The sequence below is a fragment of the Vibrio orientalis CIP 102891 = ATCC 33934 genome (assembly GCF_000176235.1).
GTDB lineage: Bacteria > Pseudomonadota > Gammaproteobacteria > Enterobacterales > Vibrionaceae > Vibrio > Vibrio orientalis.
The window spans coordinates 294951-311598 of sequence record NZ_ACZV01000004.1; the positions used below are offsets into that span (position 1 = coordinate 294951).

Sequence of the window (16648 nt, forward strand, 5' to 3'; positions counted from 1 at the left end):
AGCATTTTGTTAAGCGTCTGGAGCATGCTGTTTTATGTAGTGCTCCAGATTTTTTGTTTTTGTCGTCTCAAATTTTTCATCGAGAATCGTAAGCTTGTTAATTCTATCGATGCGAAAGTGTCGATAATCATCTCGTAATTCGCACCAAGCAACCAAGGTCCAAACTTTACCCCAGAATATTTGCCCCAATGGTTGTAAGCAGCGGCGTGTTTCTGCCCCTTGATAGTCTGAATAATGTATTTCAATCTTCAACTTGTCATCAGTCGCATGGCGCAGCATTTTTCCCCGTCTTGCCGTTTCAGAAGCGGTGTGGATTTCAGGCACAAAAATCGGGAAGCTTTCGACTTGCTGCTTTAATTTATCCGGCAACACGGAAAGTATTTTTGCAGAGGCTGATTGTGAGGCCTGAGCCAACTCATCATCAGACCACGCTCGAACCATGCGCATTCCTAGCTCTAGAGCGAGCATCTCTTTGTCGGTAAACATGAGTGGTGGAAGGTGAGCACCATCCTGAAGCATATAACCTATGCCAGCCTCTCCCTGAATAGGGACCCCAGAGCCGATCAGTGACTGAATATCTCGATAGATAGTCCGCTCACTTACTTCCATTCGCTCAGCAAGTTGGGTGGCGGTGACCGCATATCGCTTAGAGCGAAGTAGGGTTAAAAGCTCAAAGAGGCGTTCAGACTTACTCACACGGAATCCTTTCTGTCGTTACAAAAAGAGGCCAGATTGTGGCCTCTTGTCCATGGGTGTTAGCGATATTTCGCCGCTAAGTCACTCATCATGATGGTTTGATGTTGCATGATGACACTTTCTGGGTCAACAAGAGCCATCAGCGGAGCGCAATCTTCGCTCGACATAAATTGTTCACCTGCCGCTTTTGCATTGTCCATCGAGTCCCAATAAACAACATCTGTCCATGTTTCGCTCTCTTGCTCGAAACTTAATGAACGATACTCAAAACCATTCAACGATGAAACGAATTTCTGGCTCTTTTCAGTGGCGGTAATTAGCTGTTCACTTGTTACATCTTGAAGTAATTTGAAGCGGACAATTTCGATAACACTTTTCATCATATTTCCTTATTCGTCTGGAGTGGTGGTGCTTAAGTTCGAAATAAGGTTATCCAAAACGACTGTCAGAATGTGTCAGGAGTGTTTTAGGTCAAAAAATAGACGAAAAATAGTCGTCATTATGCGCATGGTGGAATATATGTGCTATAGGTATTGTAAAACATACAAAAAATAATGACTTGCAAAAGTCAGCTGCTAGGTAAGGAAACTCACATGTCTATACAAGGGACCATTGCACACTGGGACCAAAATAAAGGTTATGGTTACATTTCGGTCGAGAATCAAGACACGCAAATTGTTTTTCATATTAGCGACTTAGCGAACGCTTCTCAGGCGCCCTGTGTTAGTGAACCGGTCGTATTTCGCCTCGGTTCTGACAGTAGTGGTGGCATGAGGGCGATTCAAGTGGAACGCCCGATTGTATTTAATTTTTCCTTAGCAATAGCGGTGTGGTTTTCTAGCGCCTTACTAGGCAGTGTTGTGTTGCTTGATTTTCCAGTGATTGGCTGCGTGTTGTACTTTTCTGTCAGTACAGTGACGTATGTAGTTTATGCTTTCGACAAACACGCGTTGATGACCGGAGGCTGGAGAGTTCCGGAAATAACCTTCCATCTATTGAATCTACTTGGCGGGTGGATTGGCGCCTTATTTGCCCAGTCGTTTATGCATCATAAGTATAATGATCTAGGGTTTAAGTTTTTATTCTGGTCAACTTTGGTTCTAAACATAACGTTATTCTGCTGGTCGCTGACAAGTGAAGGGGCAGTGTTGCTCCAAGAGTTGATTCATCAGCTCAGAACTTAAACAAATAAACTAGGGGCTCAATAAGAGCCCCTAGCTATATTACTTTTCATACTTTCCTAAGGGCGTTCGCCTGTAGCTAGGCGACGCTCGATATCCGCAACCACGTCAGGGAAGTCAGCAATGGTATCGATCAGGTAGTGTGGCGAGCTCTTGATTAGTTTCGCACGGGCTTTTTCACGAGCGGCATTCAATGTTACTTCATCCGCTGCTTGATACTCTTTAAACGTTAGGCCTGCTTCGTTACCAGAAAGCAGTAGACCGACAGTCCACATCCCTGCGTTATGGCCTTCATCGATGCCCGGTGCTGCATCATCTACTTTGATGCATGCGTTAACGTCTGTTACGCCAAGCTCAATCACGTTCTTCAGTGCCATAAATGGTGCAGGGCGACCACCTTGAGGTAAGTCATCCGTCGCAACGACGTAATCAGGTTTGTAGCCATAATCTGCTGCCACTGGAATCAGCACATCCATCACTTCGCGAGGGTAACCAGAACAAGAACCGATCTTAATGCCTTTGTCTTTCAGGCCGTTCACCACTTCAATCGCATTTAGGATTGGCTCGGCGTGGTCAGCCACTTTGGCTTTTTGCAGAGGCATAAATGCTGCGTAGGTTGCGTCGATGTCTTTGCTGTTCATTGAACGACCAAACTTGTCATTCCAACGTTTATCGACCGCAGGAATTCGACCCACAGCTTGGATGTGATCCCATTTACCAAGACCCATTGGTTCGCGCGCTTCTTCTAGGTTGATATCGAAATCAAAGCCTTGTTTGAATGCTTCGACAAAGATGCTGGTTGGTGCAAATGAGCCGAAGTCGACAATAGTGCCAGCCCAGTCAAAAATCACTGCTTGAATTGGTGAGTTGCTCATGTTCAATCCTTTTTTGTTTGTCAAAGTACTTAGGTTTAAAAGTCTCAGTGGTACTTTGGATAAATTGGGTAATTACGAGTAGTTAAAGTCTTTGCACACTTTGGCGATGGCTTCTTCAAAGCTCGCTAAAGCTTCGATCAGTTGTTCGCGAGTGATGATGAGTGGCGGACTGAGTTGAATCACATTGCCTTGTGAGACCTTAAAACTCATACCATTGTTGAGGCATTGGTACAGTACGGCTTCTGCTTCGTCATACGCGCGCGCTTTGCTTTCGTGGTCGGTTACTAGTTCAATACCCCACAACATGCCGATGCCACGCACATCACCAATCACTGGGTACTTGGCTTTCATCTCTAGCAGTTTTTCACGCATGAATTGGCTGTCGGCTTTGGCTTTATCTAACAAGCCGTCTTGCTCAATCGCTTCCATCGTGGCTAGGGCTGCTACGCAACCAATCGGGCTTTTCTCATGAGTGTAATGACCCATTGAGATCTGCTCAGCGGTGTTGTATTTGCCTTTGGTCACCATCGCAGCGATAGGCACTAAGCCTCCGCCCAAACCTTTACCGATGCACAGAATGTCTGGCTCAATGTCGTACGCTTGGTAGGTAAACCATTCCCCACTGCGGCCCATGCCGTTTGGAATATCGTCGATTATAAGCATGACATTGTGCTTATCGCAGATTTCACGAATACGCTTCCAGTACGCTTTACTTGGCACTTGCACGTCAGTGTTACGAACCGCCTCGGCGATAAACGCACCTACGCCGCCTTCTTTCTCAATCACGTATTCGAGGTAATCGGCGTAATGCACATCACTGCCATCAGCGACTGGCAAAGCACCACGATAAGACACCGCAGGAGGAATTCGCTCAACGCCTGCCATTAAGGGCCCCATGCCTTGACGAAAACACGCTTCACCTCCGACAGAAATGGCATCCAATGATGCGCCGTGGAAGGAATCCCACAAAGAGACCACCTTGTAGTTACCTGTGATATGGCGCGCCAATTTAAGTGCCATGCCTACCGCAGATGTGCCACCCGGAGCAAATAGCACGCGGTTCAGCTCACCACCACAGATCTGAGTGAGCTTCTCGGCACACTCTATGGCGGTCTCATTGGTAAAACGACGAGGAGAAAACGGCAGTTTAGCGATTTGCTCTTGTACGCGCTGAATCACATGCGGGTGACCATAGCCCAGTTGATGGACGTTGTTGCCATGGAAATCCATGTACTTTTTACCCGTGGCATCTTGGATGTAGATTCCTTCTGCGGCTTCTAGCGTATCGAGGCATGGCGTTGACATTGCTTGGTGTAGGAAGACCTCTGAATCACGCTTTAATAGGGCTTGCGTGCGTTCATCGTCCATTGACGCATTCCACGCTTGGCGGGCAGGTGTGGTATTGACGTCACCTTCGCTGCGAAAATACGTTGGCTGTTTATTCTGAGTCATAACGTTTCTCATTAGCTACTGCGCATGTGGTGGTTTTATGCGACTTTCCAGTACATCGCTTTTTCAATCGCACCGATAAGGCGTTGGATATCCGCTGGGTAAACGTCACCGATGTTGCCGATGCGGAAGCAATCTGCATTCGATACTTTACCTGGGTAGATAACAAAGCCTTGTTTTTTAAGGCGCATGTAGAACTCTTTGAATTGGTAGTCGTTGTCTGTTGGCGAGTAGAAAGAGGTAATGATTGGAGAGTGCAGCTCGTCATTGAGTAGAGGTTCAAAACCAAGAGAACGCATGCCTGCAACCAATGTTTTCTGGTTGGTTTGGTAGCGAAGGTGACGGGCTTCTACACCGCCTTCTTGTTCTAACTCTGCCAAGGCTTGGTAAAAAGCACGTACAGTATGAGTCGGTGAAGTGAAACGCCACTTACCATGGTTAACTTCCATGCAATTCCATTGATCATAAAGATCGAGACTTAATGAACGTGCCTGACCTTTACACGTTTCCAGTTCACTCTGTTTGGCAATCACAAAACCAAAACCTGGAACGCCTTGAATGCATTTGTTTGCTGAGCTGATCATAAAGTCGATACCCAGTTCGGCGATATCGATTGGAATACCACCAAAGCTCGACATTGCATCAAGGATCATGATTTTTCCGTGTGCTTTTGCCAAAGATGCGAAGGCCTCAATTGGGTTGAGCATTCCCGTTGTGGTCTCGCAGTGGACAATCGCGACATGGGTAATTGTTGGATCCGATGCCAATACCGTTTCCACCTCGTTCAAGTTTGGCTGTGATGTTTCGCCAGGGGAAACGACATGACATGGAATATTTAGGTATTCAGCGATTTGAGTGATACGTGCTCCGTATGCGCCGTTGTCGATAACAAGCAATTTACCGTCTTTACTAATGGCACTGCCAATCGTCGACTCTACCGAAGCAGTACCGCTACCTTGCATGAGTACACTGGTGTAGCCGTCTTGTTGGGTCGCCAGTTTTACTAGTTTAGTGCGGATAACTTCGACGATCTCTTTGTTGTAGTCGTCATCCCATGTGCACCAATCTTTTAGCATCGCTTCGCGCACTGTTTCAGAAGTAGATAGAGGCCCTGGAGTCAGTAGTAGGTACTCGTTTTTCATTTCGATTTCCATTAGTAATTTGATTTGGTATACACCAGAATGTGGAGTAACTCTATCAGGAGATAAAAACAGCAGTAAATAGAGAAATAACTATCTTCATAAAACTTTCACACACCAGATACGGAATGAAATAAGGTTAGATTAAGGGGGACAATTTCTAAAAAATGCCATATTTCGTTCATATAATCGTCATGCTGGTTTTTTAGGGTGTAACTCGTCAACTGGTACAGACCAAAATTGAACTTAGCCAAATTAACTGGAGAAAATGATGAAAAACCGTTTGATGAAAGGATCGCTGGCTGCACTTGTATCTCTGCTAGCAACGAATGCATTGGCAGCACAGGAAGTGACGGTTTACACCGCTTTTGAAACTGACATTCTTGCTAAATACAAGTCTGCGTTTGAGAAAGAAAACCCAGATATCAAGATTAAGTGGGTTCGCGACTCTACTGGTATCATGACTGCTAAATTACTGGCAGAAAAGAACAACCCTCAGGCAGAGGTCGTGTGGGGCCTAGCGGGTTCCTCAATGGCTCTACTTAAAGATGAAGGTCTTCTAAAGCCATACACCCCAGAAGGCTTAGAGCAGCTTAATGCTAATCTGAATGATCCACAATCAAACCAAGCTTGGTTCGGTAACGATGCATTCTTTAACGCGGTATGTTTCAACGAAGTCGTCGCAAAACAACTTAACCTACCTAAGCCAACATCTTGGCAAGACCTGACAAAGCCAGTCTACAAAGGCCACATTGCTATGCCTAACCCAGCATCATCGGGCACGGGTTACATGCAGGTTTCTGCTTGGCTGCAAAACATGGGCGAAGATCAAGCGTGGAACTACATGCGTGACCTAGACAAGAATATTGCGCACTACACGCACTCGGGTTCTAAGCCATGTGTACAAGCGGGTATGGGCGAAGTGGCTATCGGTATTTCTATGGCAAGCCGTGGTGCGAAGCTGAAAACTCAGGGTGCACCGTTAGCCGTTATTACGCCAAAAGGCATTGGTTGGGAATCGGAAGCAGTTGGTTTAGTAAAAGAGTCTGACGCTGCGAAGCGCGTGGTTGACTGGTCTATCTCGAAAGCAGCGAACGAGCTGTACGTAGAGATGTACCCTGTTGTGGCTCACAAAGAGGTGAAAGCAACCGTATCTAACTTCCCGAATGTGCAAGAGAACATGGCTGCTATGGATTTTGCTCAAATGGGCAGTAAGCGTGCAGATATCTTAGCTGCGTGGTCTGAGAAGTTTGACGCTAAGTCAGAACCAAAATCATAATCTGAGCGATGATCTCATCTAGAATCCACCTCATTACGAGGTGGATTTTTGTTTTTGGGAAACTGGTGGGAGGTTACACGTTGTCATTCTCGAGAACAACGAAGGAGTGAGTGGGCAATCTCTATTTCTGATTGGAATAAACCTATTGTTCCCTTCATCTATTTGTCATCTTCTAGCTATAAATTTGTCATTGGAACGTAACACTCGGAATCTAAATTTGGTATATACCATTTGGAGCATGTGTTATGTCAACTAACCAACCTTACCTAAATATTGAAAATGTAGTGAAGCAGTTCGGACAATTCACTGCACTAAAACAAATCTCTCTGGCCATCGAAAAAGGCGAGTTTGTCTGTTTTCTCGGCCCATCTGGCTGCGGTAAAACCACACTACTACGAGCCATCGCAGGGCTTGACCTGCCTACATCAGGTGCCATTTACCAACATGGTCAAGAGACTACATTCTTGCCACCAGAAAAGCGTGACTTTGGCATCGTGTTCCAGTCTTACGCACTTTTCCCTAACCTGACCGTGCAAGAGAACATCGCGGTTGGATTGAAGAACCAAGGTATGTCGACCAAAGAAGCATTGGATAAAGTCGATTACTGGTTAGAAATGATTGGCCTACCAACCTCTGGTGAGAAATTCCCAAATCAACTATCGGGTGGTCAGCAGCAGCGTGTTGCTTTAGCGCGTGCATTGGCATTGTCTCCGGGGCTTTTGTTGCTGGATGAGCCGCTATCGGCGCTGGATGCAAAAGTGCGAGTCCACTTGCGAGACGAAATCTGTAAGCTGCAACGCAAACTAGGTATCACGACCATTATGGTCACGCACGATCAAGATGAAGCGCTGTCTATGGCAGACCGTATCGTGGTGATGAATCACGGCGTGATTGAGCAGGTTGGCACACCTCAAGAGATTTATCAGAAACCAGCGACGCGTTTCGTGGCAGAATTTGTCGGTAGCATGAATTTTATTGAAACCTCTGTGGCAACCGATTCTCACATACGTATTGCCGAGTCGTTATTGCCAGTTCCAAGCCTGACTAATCTTAAGATTGAGCGTGGTGACAGATTTGACCTAGCAGTTCGACCAGAGAGCATTAAATTTGTTGACCACTTTGGCAGCTCGTTGCCTGTTAAAGTGACGGCGATTGAGTTCTTAGGCGCTTTCTATCGAGTTGATTGTCTCCTACAGCATGACCCATCAGCCAAAGCCTTAGTGGTCGATGTCGCTGTGGAGGTCGTTCAATCTCTCAATGTTCAAGTCGGTGATATCCGTTATATCCAGTTTGCGGCTTCTGGTCTGCATGGATACGCCATTCCTATTTCTAGTAAGGCAATGGCGGCGTAGGTATCAGTATGGAAGCGAAAACAATGACAATGAATAGTCTAACTGTACAAGGTAAAGCGAAGTCTATCTTGGGGCGTATTAGCCGCGATAACCTCGTGTTGTTCGGTCTATTAGCCGCACTGTCGACTATGATGGTGTTGTTCATCTTAATGCCGTTATGGGCGATGCTAACAAAAAGTGTCCAGAACTCGGACGGCGACTTTGTTGGCTTAGCTAACTTTGCTACATACTTCTCTTCATCGAGTCTGTGGGTGTCGGTGGGTAATACCTTCACCTTGGGGCTGATCGTGACATCGGTTGTGGGTGTGCTTTCTTTCGGCTATGCCTATGCGTTGACACGCTCTTGTATGCCGTTTAAAGGGCTATTCCAAATTTTAGGGACAGCACCCATTTTGGCTCCGTCGTTGCTGCCAGCGATCAGTTTGATCTTCCTATTTGGTAATCAAGGTGTCGCAAAAGAGATGTTAATGGGCAGTTCCGTCTACGGAGTGATTGGTATCTCGATGGGTTTGATCTTTTGGACGTTCCCACACGCTTTGATGATTCTTACGACATCGCTGCGGACTTCTGATGCTCGTCTGTATGAAGCGGCTCGCGCACTGAAAACATCGCCAATTAAAACCTTTTTCATGGTGACCTTACCTGCGGCGAAATACGGTCTGATCAGCACACTTATCGTTGTTTTTACGTTGGTTATCACTGACTTTGGTGTGCCGAAAGTGATTGGTGGCAGCTACAACGTTCTTGCGACAGATATCTTCAAGCAAGTGGTGGGACAACAGAACTTTGCCATGGGTGCGGTAACCAGCATCATGTTGTTGCTCCCTGCTGTGATGGCATTTGGTGCAGACCGCTGGGTGCAGAAAAAACAAAAAAGCCTATTTGATACTCGGTGGGTGCCTTATCAGCCTGAGCCAAATAAGACGCGTGATGGATTTTGCTTCCTATATTGTTCAATTATTTCCGTCATGGTTTTAGCTGTGCTGGGGATGGCTGTTTATGGCTCGCTTGTAACATTCTGGCCATGGAACAAAGCATTGACGCTGAATAATTACAACTTTGCAGAGATGAGTACTTACGGTTGGAGCCCATTTTTCAACTCGTTAATACTGGCCAGTTGGACGGCGGTCATCGGTACGGCCGTTATCTTTATCGGTGCTTACTGCATTGAAAAAGGTCGTGCATTTGGACCGGTTCGCCAAGTGATGCAAATGGCCAGTGTCGTACCTATGGCTGTGCCGGGGATGGTGCTTGGTTTAGGCTACATATTTTACTTCAATGATACGAACAACCCATTGAACGTACTGTATGGCACGATGGCATTCCTAGTGATTAACACGGTTGTGCATTACTACACCGTGGGGCACATGACGGCTCTTACAGCGCTCAAACAGCTTCCGTCAGAGGTCGAAGCCACGGCTGCGTCGGTTAAGCTTCCTCAGTATAAGTTGTTCTTTAAAGTGACATTACCCGTATGTTTGCCGGCAATTTTAGACATTGCGACTTACTTGTTTGTTAATGCATTGACCACCACTTCTGCGGTAGTATTCCTTTACTCAACCGATACTATCCCAGCGTCCGTCTCCATTTTGAATATGGATGATGCGGGTCAGACGGGGGCAGCTGCGGCTATGGCTGTGATGATTATGAGCGCTGCCGCAATTGCAAAAATTGTGCAGATGACCTTGGGTACATTGTTAGAAAATCGCACTCAAGCTTGGCGTAAAAGATAAGGACACTTCGTGCAGTACGTAAAGATAAAAGATTCAATCGTAGAACAAATTGATTCAGGTATGCTTTCGCCGCGCCAAAAGCTGCCTGCAGAGCGTAAGTTAGCTGAATCGTTTGATACCACCCGAGTAACCTTACGTGAAGCGCTGTCTCTTCTGGAAGCAGAAGGGCGTATTTATCGTGAAGACCGCCGAGGTTGGTTTATCTCTCCTGAGCCACTTCGTTATGACCCAACTCAAACTCTGAACTTTAGCAATATGGCGACTGCGCAAAATCGTACGCCGAAAACAGAGCTGATTGCGGCGAAAGGAATTTTAGCGGACAAGCAAGCGGTTCGCCTGCTGAACTTGCAGCCGTTTTCAGATGTGTATCGAGTCGACCGAGTTCGATACCTTGAAGATCGTCCCGTGGTGTATGTGACCAACTACATTAGACCAGAGCTATTCCCAAACTTGCTCGACTTTGATTTGTCTAACTCGCTAACCGATATTTACCGTGAGCATTTCGGCATGGTTTATCAAAAGATCCGTTACCGTATTAGCACTAGCAGTTTGCTTGGAGAAACAGCGCAAGCCCTTCGAGCGACTTCAGGCACTCCGGCGATGGTCGTGGAACGCGTGAACTACAACCAGCAAGGTGAGCTGATTGACTGTGATATCGAATATTGGCGACATGACGCCATTAGTATTGAGTCGATTGCAGAGCTCCAACGTTAACTTCATCTCTAGGCTTAACTAAAGAGAGTAAGCCTAGAGAATATTCTCACCTTTAGACAAAAGGTCTCACTATGTCGTTGTGGGCGATTTGCCTGATAGTCGTTTCTGCTTTACTTCATGCAGGATGGAACCTACTGAGTAAAAGTAACAAGTCTTCCGGTACAGCCTTCTTTTTATCTAGCAGTGCCGCAGCTTCGCTGATTTTAGCTCCGTTTGTGACTTGGTATTTGCTCCAAGTTGGCTGGACGGAGCTACCTTCCACATTTTTCTGGTTTCTTTTGTTTAGTGGGGCAGCGCAGGTCGTTTACCTTATTGGGTTAGGGCATGCCTATAAACATGGTGATATTGGGGTCATCTATCCGATTGCGAGAGCATTACCTGTTCTTATGGTTGGGGTCGGAACGGCGATTATTGGTCACGTACTGCCAGCTCAGGTTTGGTTAGGTTTCGTTTTAATAACGTTGGGATGCTTGATTGTACCGCTCTCTTCATTACGCCAAATCAGTATCAAGGAGTATGGTTCACTCGGTGTTATCTGGGCCTTAATCGCGGCATTGGGAACCACAGGGTATTCTATTCTCGATAAAGAAGCGCTCAACCTCTTAGATGTGACTGATTTCGAAGGAGTAACTAGTCTTGACTCAGCGATCTTCTATTTAGGTATTCAGTTTTGGGTCATCTTCTTGGTGATAACGGTTTACGTAGCAATAACGCGCCAGTGGGCAGAGTTCTCACAAGCTTGGCAAATTAGAAAACCGTCAGCGATGGCTGGTTTGATGATGCTAACTACATATGGTTTGGTACTCTATGCGATGACTATGACGACGAATGTGAGTTACGTAGTGGCGTTACGTCAGCTAAGTATTGTCTTTGGGCTTGTATTTGGGGTGGTATTTCTTGGCGAAAGGTTTGCAATGACGCGGCTGCTAGGGACGGGGATAATTTTTGCTGGATTGATACTGACGATCTTATAGCGTGAACGCTAGATTTATTATGATATTTGTTCAGTACTATATAACGATTTGCTCTAATGTTCATGTTGGATAAAACTTTCTTTATTTTCGATTCGAAGTAATAAAGCAATGATTTTACTGACCAAATAAATAACGCATTTTACACGCCATTATATCCTTACTTTTATTGCTACAAATATTTCATCGCCTATATCAAAAAATTCGAATAACAAGTGCAATTAATTCTAATTCTTTCAGGTCTTATTGTTCGTACCATATAGGTATTCGAGCGGTGGAGTATAGCTCGACTTTATAAAACTCTACATTTGTAGAGTGGTAAGGTAACTAAGGAGTCAGTTATGATTAAGGTAATAAGTTTAGCAAGCGTAATGTTATTCAGTTCTGTTGCGTTGGCTGGGTATGGTGGTTTTAGCAATGTGGTTGAAAGTGAAACAATGCAGGGTGACGCTATGTCCACTAAAGATGCAGCGGTTAAAGAAGGTCAAGAAATTGTTGGTGGGTTGAGTAGTTTGAGTTCATATGAATTGAGTACGAACGTAAATTATCCTAATCATGATCAAATTGACTACTCGTCTTTTGAACTACTCGAATCAAATATTAAAGTTGAGGAAGTAATCTCTGAAGATGGAAATGTGGCATATAAACCAGTGGTTAACATGAAATATCAATTTTCCGCACGTGATCGAGGTCGAGACTAATTAAATTGAACAACTGTTTTTGCTAGCATCTAATATGAAAAACCCAAGCGTTTGCTTGGGTTTTGTATTTTTGGCTATCAGATTTAGTTAGCTTTCTGCTTTAACAAGCTCAGGCTGCTGCTCTGCACGTGCAGTTTCAAGCATCTTACGAATGATGACTGATGAAACCAGTGCAATTGCGACCATAACGACAGCTAGGATAGTTAACAGTTGGAAGTAGTCACCATATACCGTTTGTACCACTTCTTGTGTGATCTCTTGGCCTTTCTCTAAAGCGATAGAAGTAGAGAACACTGCGCCTACAATACCACTTAATGCCATTGCAACAGAGAATAGTGATACTGAAAAGCCTTCAATATGCTTTGGTGTTACCGACAGAATGAACGCCACAACTAAGCTACCTACAATTACTTCGGCAAATGCTTGGAAGAAGTGAATGGCTAGGAAAATTTCTGGACGAATAATAACGTCTTCACCAACGTTCATGACCGCCATAGTTAGAATACCAAAGGCAATCGCCGTGAAAATGAAAGCGAAACCGATCTTAGTTGCGGTAGAGAAGTTGATGCCTTTCTTTTCCAATGAAGAGAATGTGTAAGCAATCACTGGACCCGCAACAATACACCATAGAGGGTTCATTGCCATTGATGCTTCTGGCGCGATTGGGATGAGGTTAAATAGGTCGCCGCGCATTGTGTTGATCGTTACCATGGTCATAGATGTCATCATCTGACCGTAGTAAACGAAGAAACAGGTAGTCAGCACTGTCATGATTAGGATGGTGCCCATTTTAAGCGCGTCAGACTTACCCGATTTGAACATCAATGAAATGAAATACAAGATCGCCGCTGCGCCGATTGCGTAGACGATGTTTTGACCGATATCCATGTTAGAGAACATGAAAAATACCAGACTAACCATCGCTGCAGAAAGGCCTAGGAAAGCAACCCAGTTTTTTACGCTGACAGGCTTTTGGTCGATCTCAGCACCAACACTAACTAGCTGCTTGTTGAAGATAACCAAAACCGCAAAGGCAAATGCTGCCATTACCGCAGATAGCATGAAGCTGCCGTGGAAACCAATAACAAGAACGAACATTGGGAATAGATATTGGCCTAATAACGCGCCGACATTGTTCACTGAGTAGTTTACAGGATAGCCGTTCTCAAAATCTTCTTCTGTTGCAAAAGTGCGTTTGTAAAGACTTGGGTAAGAAGGAGACATCAAACCGCGAGCGTAGCTAGCCAGTGCGATACCGACTAAAGCCATAGGCACATTAGTTGTTGAAGCACCAAGAACCAATAGTGTGTAGCCAGTGGCGAATGTACCGTAAGCGATCGTCAAAGAACGGTATGCGCCAAGGAATTTATCTGCTATAAAGCCGCCTGCAATGGCAAACAGCGGGCCGATGGAAGAGAAAGCACCGACAACCATCATGGTATCAGCTTCGCTATACCCTAGATCTTCTAAGAAGAAACGGGTCAAAATTACCATCACACCATAGAATGATAAGCCAAACATTGCTTGGCAGAACATCATTGATTTATTAAGTTTGTTCCACATAATAGTCTCATTTTGTTGGTATAACACAGAATTAACATCTAATTATGTTATCAGTTCTGGTATGTTATAAATTGAAACAATTATCGCAGAAATCGTTTTTGATGCACGATTTTTTCTCAATTTCGCATAAATTTTTATAATGAACTTGATCTAAAACGTTTGCGCTGGATATATCTTTTAAACAATGCTGACAAATCTAAGCAGTAAATCGATTTTTTAAGGTCTATCTTTGTGTTAGCCTCGCGCAATGCTGTACAAATGTATAAGGAATGTAACGCAATGAAGATTTTTAGTAATTTCGATAGTGGTAGTATTGAAGTCGTCAGTATTGACAATAAAGATCGCATCGAATTAAAAATTCCAAACGACAATCAGTCGGAGTTTTATCAGTGGTTTCACTTTCGTCTCGAAACAGAAGCTGAGCAATCACACACTATTTCTTTGTTGGACCTAAAAGGTTCTGCTTATCCTGAGGGGTGGAAAGGGTACGATGTCGTCGCATCGTATGATCGTGAAGAGTGGTTCCGTATTCCTGCTGAGTTTGATGGCGATACGCTAACGTTTACCGTTATTCCAGAGCGTAGCTCTATCTATTTTGCTTACTTTGCCCCTTATACCTATGATCGCCATCTTGATCTGATTCATATGGCGCAGTCTGCGCATCATTGCCAGCTAGAGACATTGGGCCAAACGTTAGATGGTAATGATATGAGCCTATTAACGTTTGGTGAAGAGGAAGAAGGCAAGAAGAAAATCTGGTTGATCGCTCGACAGCACCCTGGCGAAACCATGGCAGAGTGGTTTATGGAAGGCCTCATTCAACGTTTGTTGGATGAAGATGATGTTACGTCACGTGCGTTGTTAGAAAATGCGGTACTTTACGTTGTGCCAAACATGAATCCTGATGGCGGTATTCGTGGTCATTTGCGCTGCAATGCGATTGGTGTGAACTTAAACCGTGAATGGCAAACGCCGTCAATGGAGCGAAGCCCTGAAGTTTTCTTAGTTCGCGAACGCATGCTGGAAACTGGTGTTGATATGTTCTTAGACATTCACGGCGACGAAGCGATTCCATATAACTTTGCAGCAGGTTCTGAAGGTATTCCGTCATATGATGAGCGTTTAGCCAACTTGGAAAATGCGTTCAAGCAAGCTCTGTTGACTGTGACACCAGAATTCCAAGATGAATATGGTTACGATAAAGATGAGCTAGGCAAAGCAAACTTAACTGTCGGCTCAAACTGGGTTGGCGAGCAGTTTAAGTGCCTTTCTTACACGATTGAAATGCCGTTTAAAGATAACAATGACTACCCAGATCCACTTTACGGCTGGTCACCAGAGCGTAGCGTGAAGTTTGGTCATGATATGCTAGCAGCAACACTGGCTGTTGTTGATAAAGTCTAACCACTTTAATCACTGATCGAAGCGCGGGACTCCCCGCGCTTTTTCGTTAGTATTTCTAACGGTTTTGTACAGTTATCCTCGCTGTGCGCGATTTTATTCCCCATGTAGAGTTTCTTTAAATAAATTTAAGGAAATCATCATGTCTCAACACCTTTCTTATTGGTTTAAGCAGGCGCTAGAGCGCGAACAACCTCTTACTACTTATACACTTGATCAAGACATCGAAGCGGACGTCGCAATTGTTGGCGGAGGCTATACCGGTTTATGGACAGCTATCTTACTTAAACAGCAGCAACCTGAGCTAAAAGTTGTGGTTATCGAAAAGTCACTGTGTGGAAGTGGTGCGTCCGGAGCAAATGGTGGATGTATGCTGACTTGGTCAACTAAGTATCCGACATTGAAGCGTTTGTTCGGTGAGCAACAAGCAAAGTGGCTGGTGGAAGAATCAGAAAAGGCTATCTATGAAATAGAGCAATTTTGCACCGAACATGAGATTGATGCAGAGCTGTTTCGGCATGGCACTTTTTATACTGCGACTAATAGTGCACAAATGGGACAGATGGCTCCCGTGCTTGAACAGTTGGATCAGTTAGGTTGCAACAGTTGGACGGAGTGTGAAGCTGAGCAAATAGTCTTGAAAGCAGGATCGCGTCAACATAAGGAAGGTTACTACTCGCCCGCAGCCGCGAGTGTCCAGCCTGCGCTTTTGGTTAGGGGATTACGTCAAGTCGCCTTAAAACTTGGTGTTAAGGTGTATGAGAATACTCCAATGGCATTTATAGAATATGGTCAGCCAGCCACTATCCAAACACCGAAAGCCAAGATATCAGCGCAGAAGGTGGTACTCGGACTTAATGCCTGGATGTTGGATCATTTCAAGCAGTTCAAAAACAGTATCGTGGTTGTGTCGTCTGATATGGTGATTACCGAGCCTGTGCTAGATAAGTTATCCGCAATGGGGTTAGATACTGGAGTGACAGTTGTTGATTCGCGCATCTTTGTCCATTACTACCGAGATACGGCCGACGGTAGGTTAATGTTGGGTAAAGGTGGAAATCACTTTTCGTATGGAAACAAAGTGGATGTGATGTTTAACCGTCAATCTGGGTATACCCAATTATTAAGAGAGTCATTCAATAAACTTTTTCCAAGTTTGAGTGATACAGAGTTTGCTTATAACTGGACAGGCGCGTCAGATCGTAGCGTAACTGGCTTACCATTCTTTGGCCATTTGGACAGCCAATCAAATATTGTCTATGGGTTTGGTTATTCTGGAAATGGGGTTGCTCAGACGCGTATAGGGGCAAAAATTCTCTCCTCTATGGTTTTGGATCTCGATAACCAATGGAGTCAATGTGGGCTGGCACAAGGGCCTTTAGGACACTTTCCACCAGAACCTATCAGATGGTTTGGCGCCATGATGGTGAGAAATGCTGTGCGACGTAAAGAAGAGGCCGAAGATAATGAGTTGCGACCTTTGGTTTGGGATAAGTGGTTGTCTAAATTGGCTGGTGCTGCGGGCAAGGCAGATAAGCTAGAGTAACCTTATTGTAATACGGACTTGGCATAGTTAAGTTTTTCCTATGCCAAG

Annotated in this window: 15 protein-coding genes; 9 read left to right on the plus strand and 6 right to left on the minus strand. The window is 44.9% G+C overall.

Features of this window, described 5'->3' with window-relative positions; genetic code table 11:
• Window positions 1-9: 9 nt before the first annotated feature.
• Together VIA_RS04900 and VIA_RS04905 are read right to left on the minus strand one after the other, a co-directional pair.
• A complete protein-coding gene (locus VIA_RS04900; protein ID WP_004411457.1) occupies window positions 10-696 on the minus strand; it encodes a helix-turn-helix transcriptional regulator in 687 nt (228 codons plus the stop codon).
• A gap of 59 nt (window positions 697-755) precedes the next feature.
• Window positions 756-1076 (minus strand): hypothetical protein, encoded by a 321-nt coding sequence (locus tag VIA_RS04905; protein ID WP_004411458.1) that lies wholly within the window; start codon window positions 1074-1076, stop codon window positions 756-758.
• A 213-nt stretch (window positions 1077-1289) separates the two neighbouring features.
• Between VIA_RS04905 and VIA_RS04910 the strand changes: the two genes are divergently transcribed.
• Window positions 1290-1880, plus strand: a complete 591-nt coding sequence (locus tag VIA_RS04910) for a DUF1294 domain-containing protein (RefSeq protein ID WP_004411459.1) — start codon at window positions 1290-1292, stop codon at window positions 1878-1880.
• A gap of 56 nt (window positions 1881-1936) precedes the next feature.
• Here the strand turns inward: VIA_RS04910 and phnX are convergent, their stop codons facing one another.
• From phnX to phnW, 3 genes are all read right to left on the minus strand, one after another.
• Entirely contained in the window at window positions 1937-2752 is an 816-nt protein-coding gene (phnX, locus tag VIA_RS04915) for a phosphonoacetaldehyde hydrolase (RefSeq protein WP_004411460.1), read from the minus strand.
• A 72-nt stretch (window positions 2753-2824) separates the two neighbouring features.
• Window positions 2825-4204, minus strand: a complete 1380-nt coding sequence (locus VIA_RS04920) for an aspartate aminotransferase family protein (protein ID WP_004411461.1) — start codon at window positions 4202-4204, stop codon at window positions 2825-2827.
• A gap of 35 nt (window positions 4205-4239) precedes the next feature.
• The gene (gene phnW / locus VIA_RS04925) at window positions 4240-5343 is read right to left on the minus strand and encodes a 2-aminoethylphosphonate--pyruvate transaminase (RefSeq protein WP_004411462.1); all 1104 of its coding nucleotides are present in this window, start codon (window positions 5341-5343) and stop codon (window positions 4240-4242) included.
• Window positions 5344-5608: 265 nt separating this feature from the next.
• Here phnW and VIA_RS04930 point away from each other — a divergent pair, with 265 nt between their 5' ends.
• From VIA_RS04930 to VIA_RS04955, 6 genes are all read left to right on the plus strand, one after another.
• The gene (locus VIA_RS04930) at window positions 5609-6619 is read left to right on the plus strand and encodes a putative 2-aminoethylphosphonate ABC transporter substrate-binding protein (protein ID WP_004411463.1); all 1011 of its coding nucleotides are present in this window, start codon (window positions 5609-5611) and stop codon (window positions 6617-6619) included.
• 245 nt (window positions 6620-6864) lie between these two features.
• Complete coding sequence (locus VIA_RS04935) at window positions 6865-7971, plus strand: putative 2-aminoethylphosphonate ABC transporter ATP-binding protein (protein WP_004411464.1); 1107 nt, start codon at window positions 6865-6867, stop codon at window positions 7969-7971.
• A gap of 8 nt (window positions 7972-7979) precedes the next feature.
• On the plus strand, window positions 7980-9704 hold the full coding sequence (locus VIA_RS04940) for a putative 2-aminoethylphosphonate ABC transporter permease subunit (protein ID WP_004411465.1): 1725 nt from the start codon (window positions 7980-7982) through the stop codon (window positions 9702-9704).
• 9 nt (window positions 9705-9713) lie between these two features.
• Window positions 9714-10418, plus strand: coding sequence for a phosphonate utilization transcriptional regulator PhnR (phnR, locus tag VIA_RS04945; protein WP_004411466.1), 705 nt, complete (start codon window positions 9714-9716; stop codon window positions 10416-10418).
• Between the two features lie 71 nt (window positions 10419-10489).
• Window positions 10490-11392, plus strand: coding sequence for an EamA family transporter (locus tag VIA_RS04950; RefSeq protein ID WP_004411467.1), 903 nt, complete (start codon window positions 10490-10492; stop codon window positions 11390-11392).
• Between the two features lie 338 nt (window positions 11393-11730).
• Entirely contained in the window at window positions 11731-12090 is a 360-nt protein-coding gene (locus tag VIA_RS04955) for a DUF3316 domain-containing protein (protein ID WP_004411468.1), read from the plus strand.
• Between the two features lie 87 nt (window positions 12091-12177).
• On the opposite strand, the gene VIA_RS04960 is transcribed toward VIA_RS04955, so the two are convergent.
• Window positions 12178-13653 carry a peptide MFS transporter gene (locus tag VIA_RS04960; RefSeq protein WP_004411469.1) on the minus strand — a complete coding sequence of 492 codons (1476 nt, stop codon included), beginning with the start codon at window positions 13651-13653 and terminating at the stop codon, window positions 12178-12180.
• Window positions 13654-13932: 279 nt separating this feature from the next.
• Between VIA_RS04960 and VIA_RS04965 the strand changes: the two genes are divergently transcribed.
• Together VIA_RS04965 and VIA_RS04970 are read left to right on the plus strand one after the other, a co-directional pair.
• Complete coding sequence (locus tag VIA_RS04965) at window positions 13933-15057, plus strand: M14 family metallopeptidase (RefSeq protein WP_004411470.1); 1125 nt, start codon at window positions 13933-13935, stop codon at window positions 15055-15057.
• A gap of 139 nt (window positions 15058-15196) precedes the next feature.
• Window positions 15197-16600: an FAD-dependent oxidoreductase gene (locus tag VIA_RS04970; protein ID WP_004411471.1), complete on the plus strand. Its 1404-nt coding sequence runs from the start codon at window positions 15197-15199 to the stop codon at window positions 16598-16600.
• Window positions 16601-16648 lie beyond the last annotated feature (48 nt).

Bases quoted from the DNA above. Each gene is read 5' to 3' on its own strand.
- phnW (WP_004411462.1), bottom strand. From the start codon at position 5,343: ATGAAAAACGAGTACCTACTACTGACTCCAGGGCCTCTATCTACTTCT.
- VIA_RS04920 (WP_004411461.1), bottom strand. From the start codon at position 4,204: ATGACTCAGAATAAACAGCCAACGTATTTTCGCAGCGAAGGTGACGTC.
- VIA_RS04905 (WP_004411458.1), bottom strand. From the start codon at position 1,076: ATGAAAAGTGTTATCGAAATTGTCCGCTTCAAATTACTTCAAGATGTA.
- VIA_RS04930 (WP_004411463.1), top strand. From the start codon at position 5,609: ATGATGAAAAACCGTTTGATGAAAGGATCGCTGGCTGCACTTGTATCT.
- VIA_RS04950 (WP_004411467.1), top strand. From the start codon at position 10,490: ATGTCGTTGTGGGCGATTTGCCTGATAGTCGTTTCTGCTTTACTTCAT.
- VIA_RS04910 (WP_004411459.1), top strand. From the start codon at position 1,290: ATGTCTATACAAGGGACCATTGCACACTGGGACCAAAATAAAGGTTAT.
- VIA_RS04955 (WP_004411468.1), top strand. From the start codon at position 11,731: ATGATTAAGGTAATAAGTTTAGCAAGCGTAATGTTATTCAGTTCTGTT.
- VIA_RS04970 (WP_004411471.1), top strand. From the start codon at position 15,197: ATGTCTCAACACCTTTCTTATTGGTTTAAGCAGGCGCTAGAGCGCGAA.
- VIA_RS04965 (WP_004411470.1), top strand. From the start codon at position 13,933: ATGAAGATTTTTAGTAATTTCGATAGTGGTAGTATTGAAGTCGTCAGT.
- phnX (WP_004411460.1), bottom strand. From the start codon at position 2,752: ATGAGCAACTCACCAATTCAAGCAGTGATTTTTGACTGGGCTGGCACT.
- VIA_RS04940 (WP_004411465.1), top strand. From the start codon at position 7,980: ATGGAAGCGAAAACAATGACAATGAATAGTCTAACTGTACAAGGTAAA.
- VIA_RS04935 (WP_004411464.1), top strand. From the start codon at position 6,865: ATGTCAACTAACCAACCTTACCTAAATATTGAAAATGTAGTGAAGCAG.
- VIA_RS04960 (WP_004411469.1), bottom strand. From the start codon at position 13,653: ATGTGGAACAAACTTAATAAATCAATGATGTTCTGCCAAGCAATGTTT.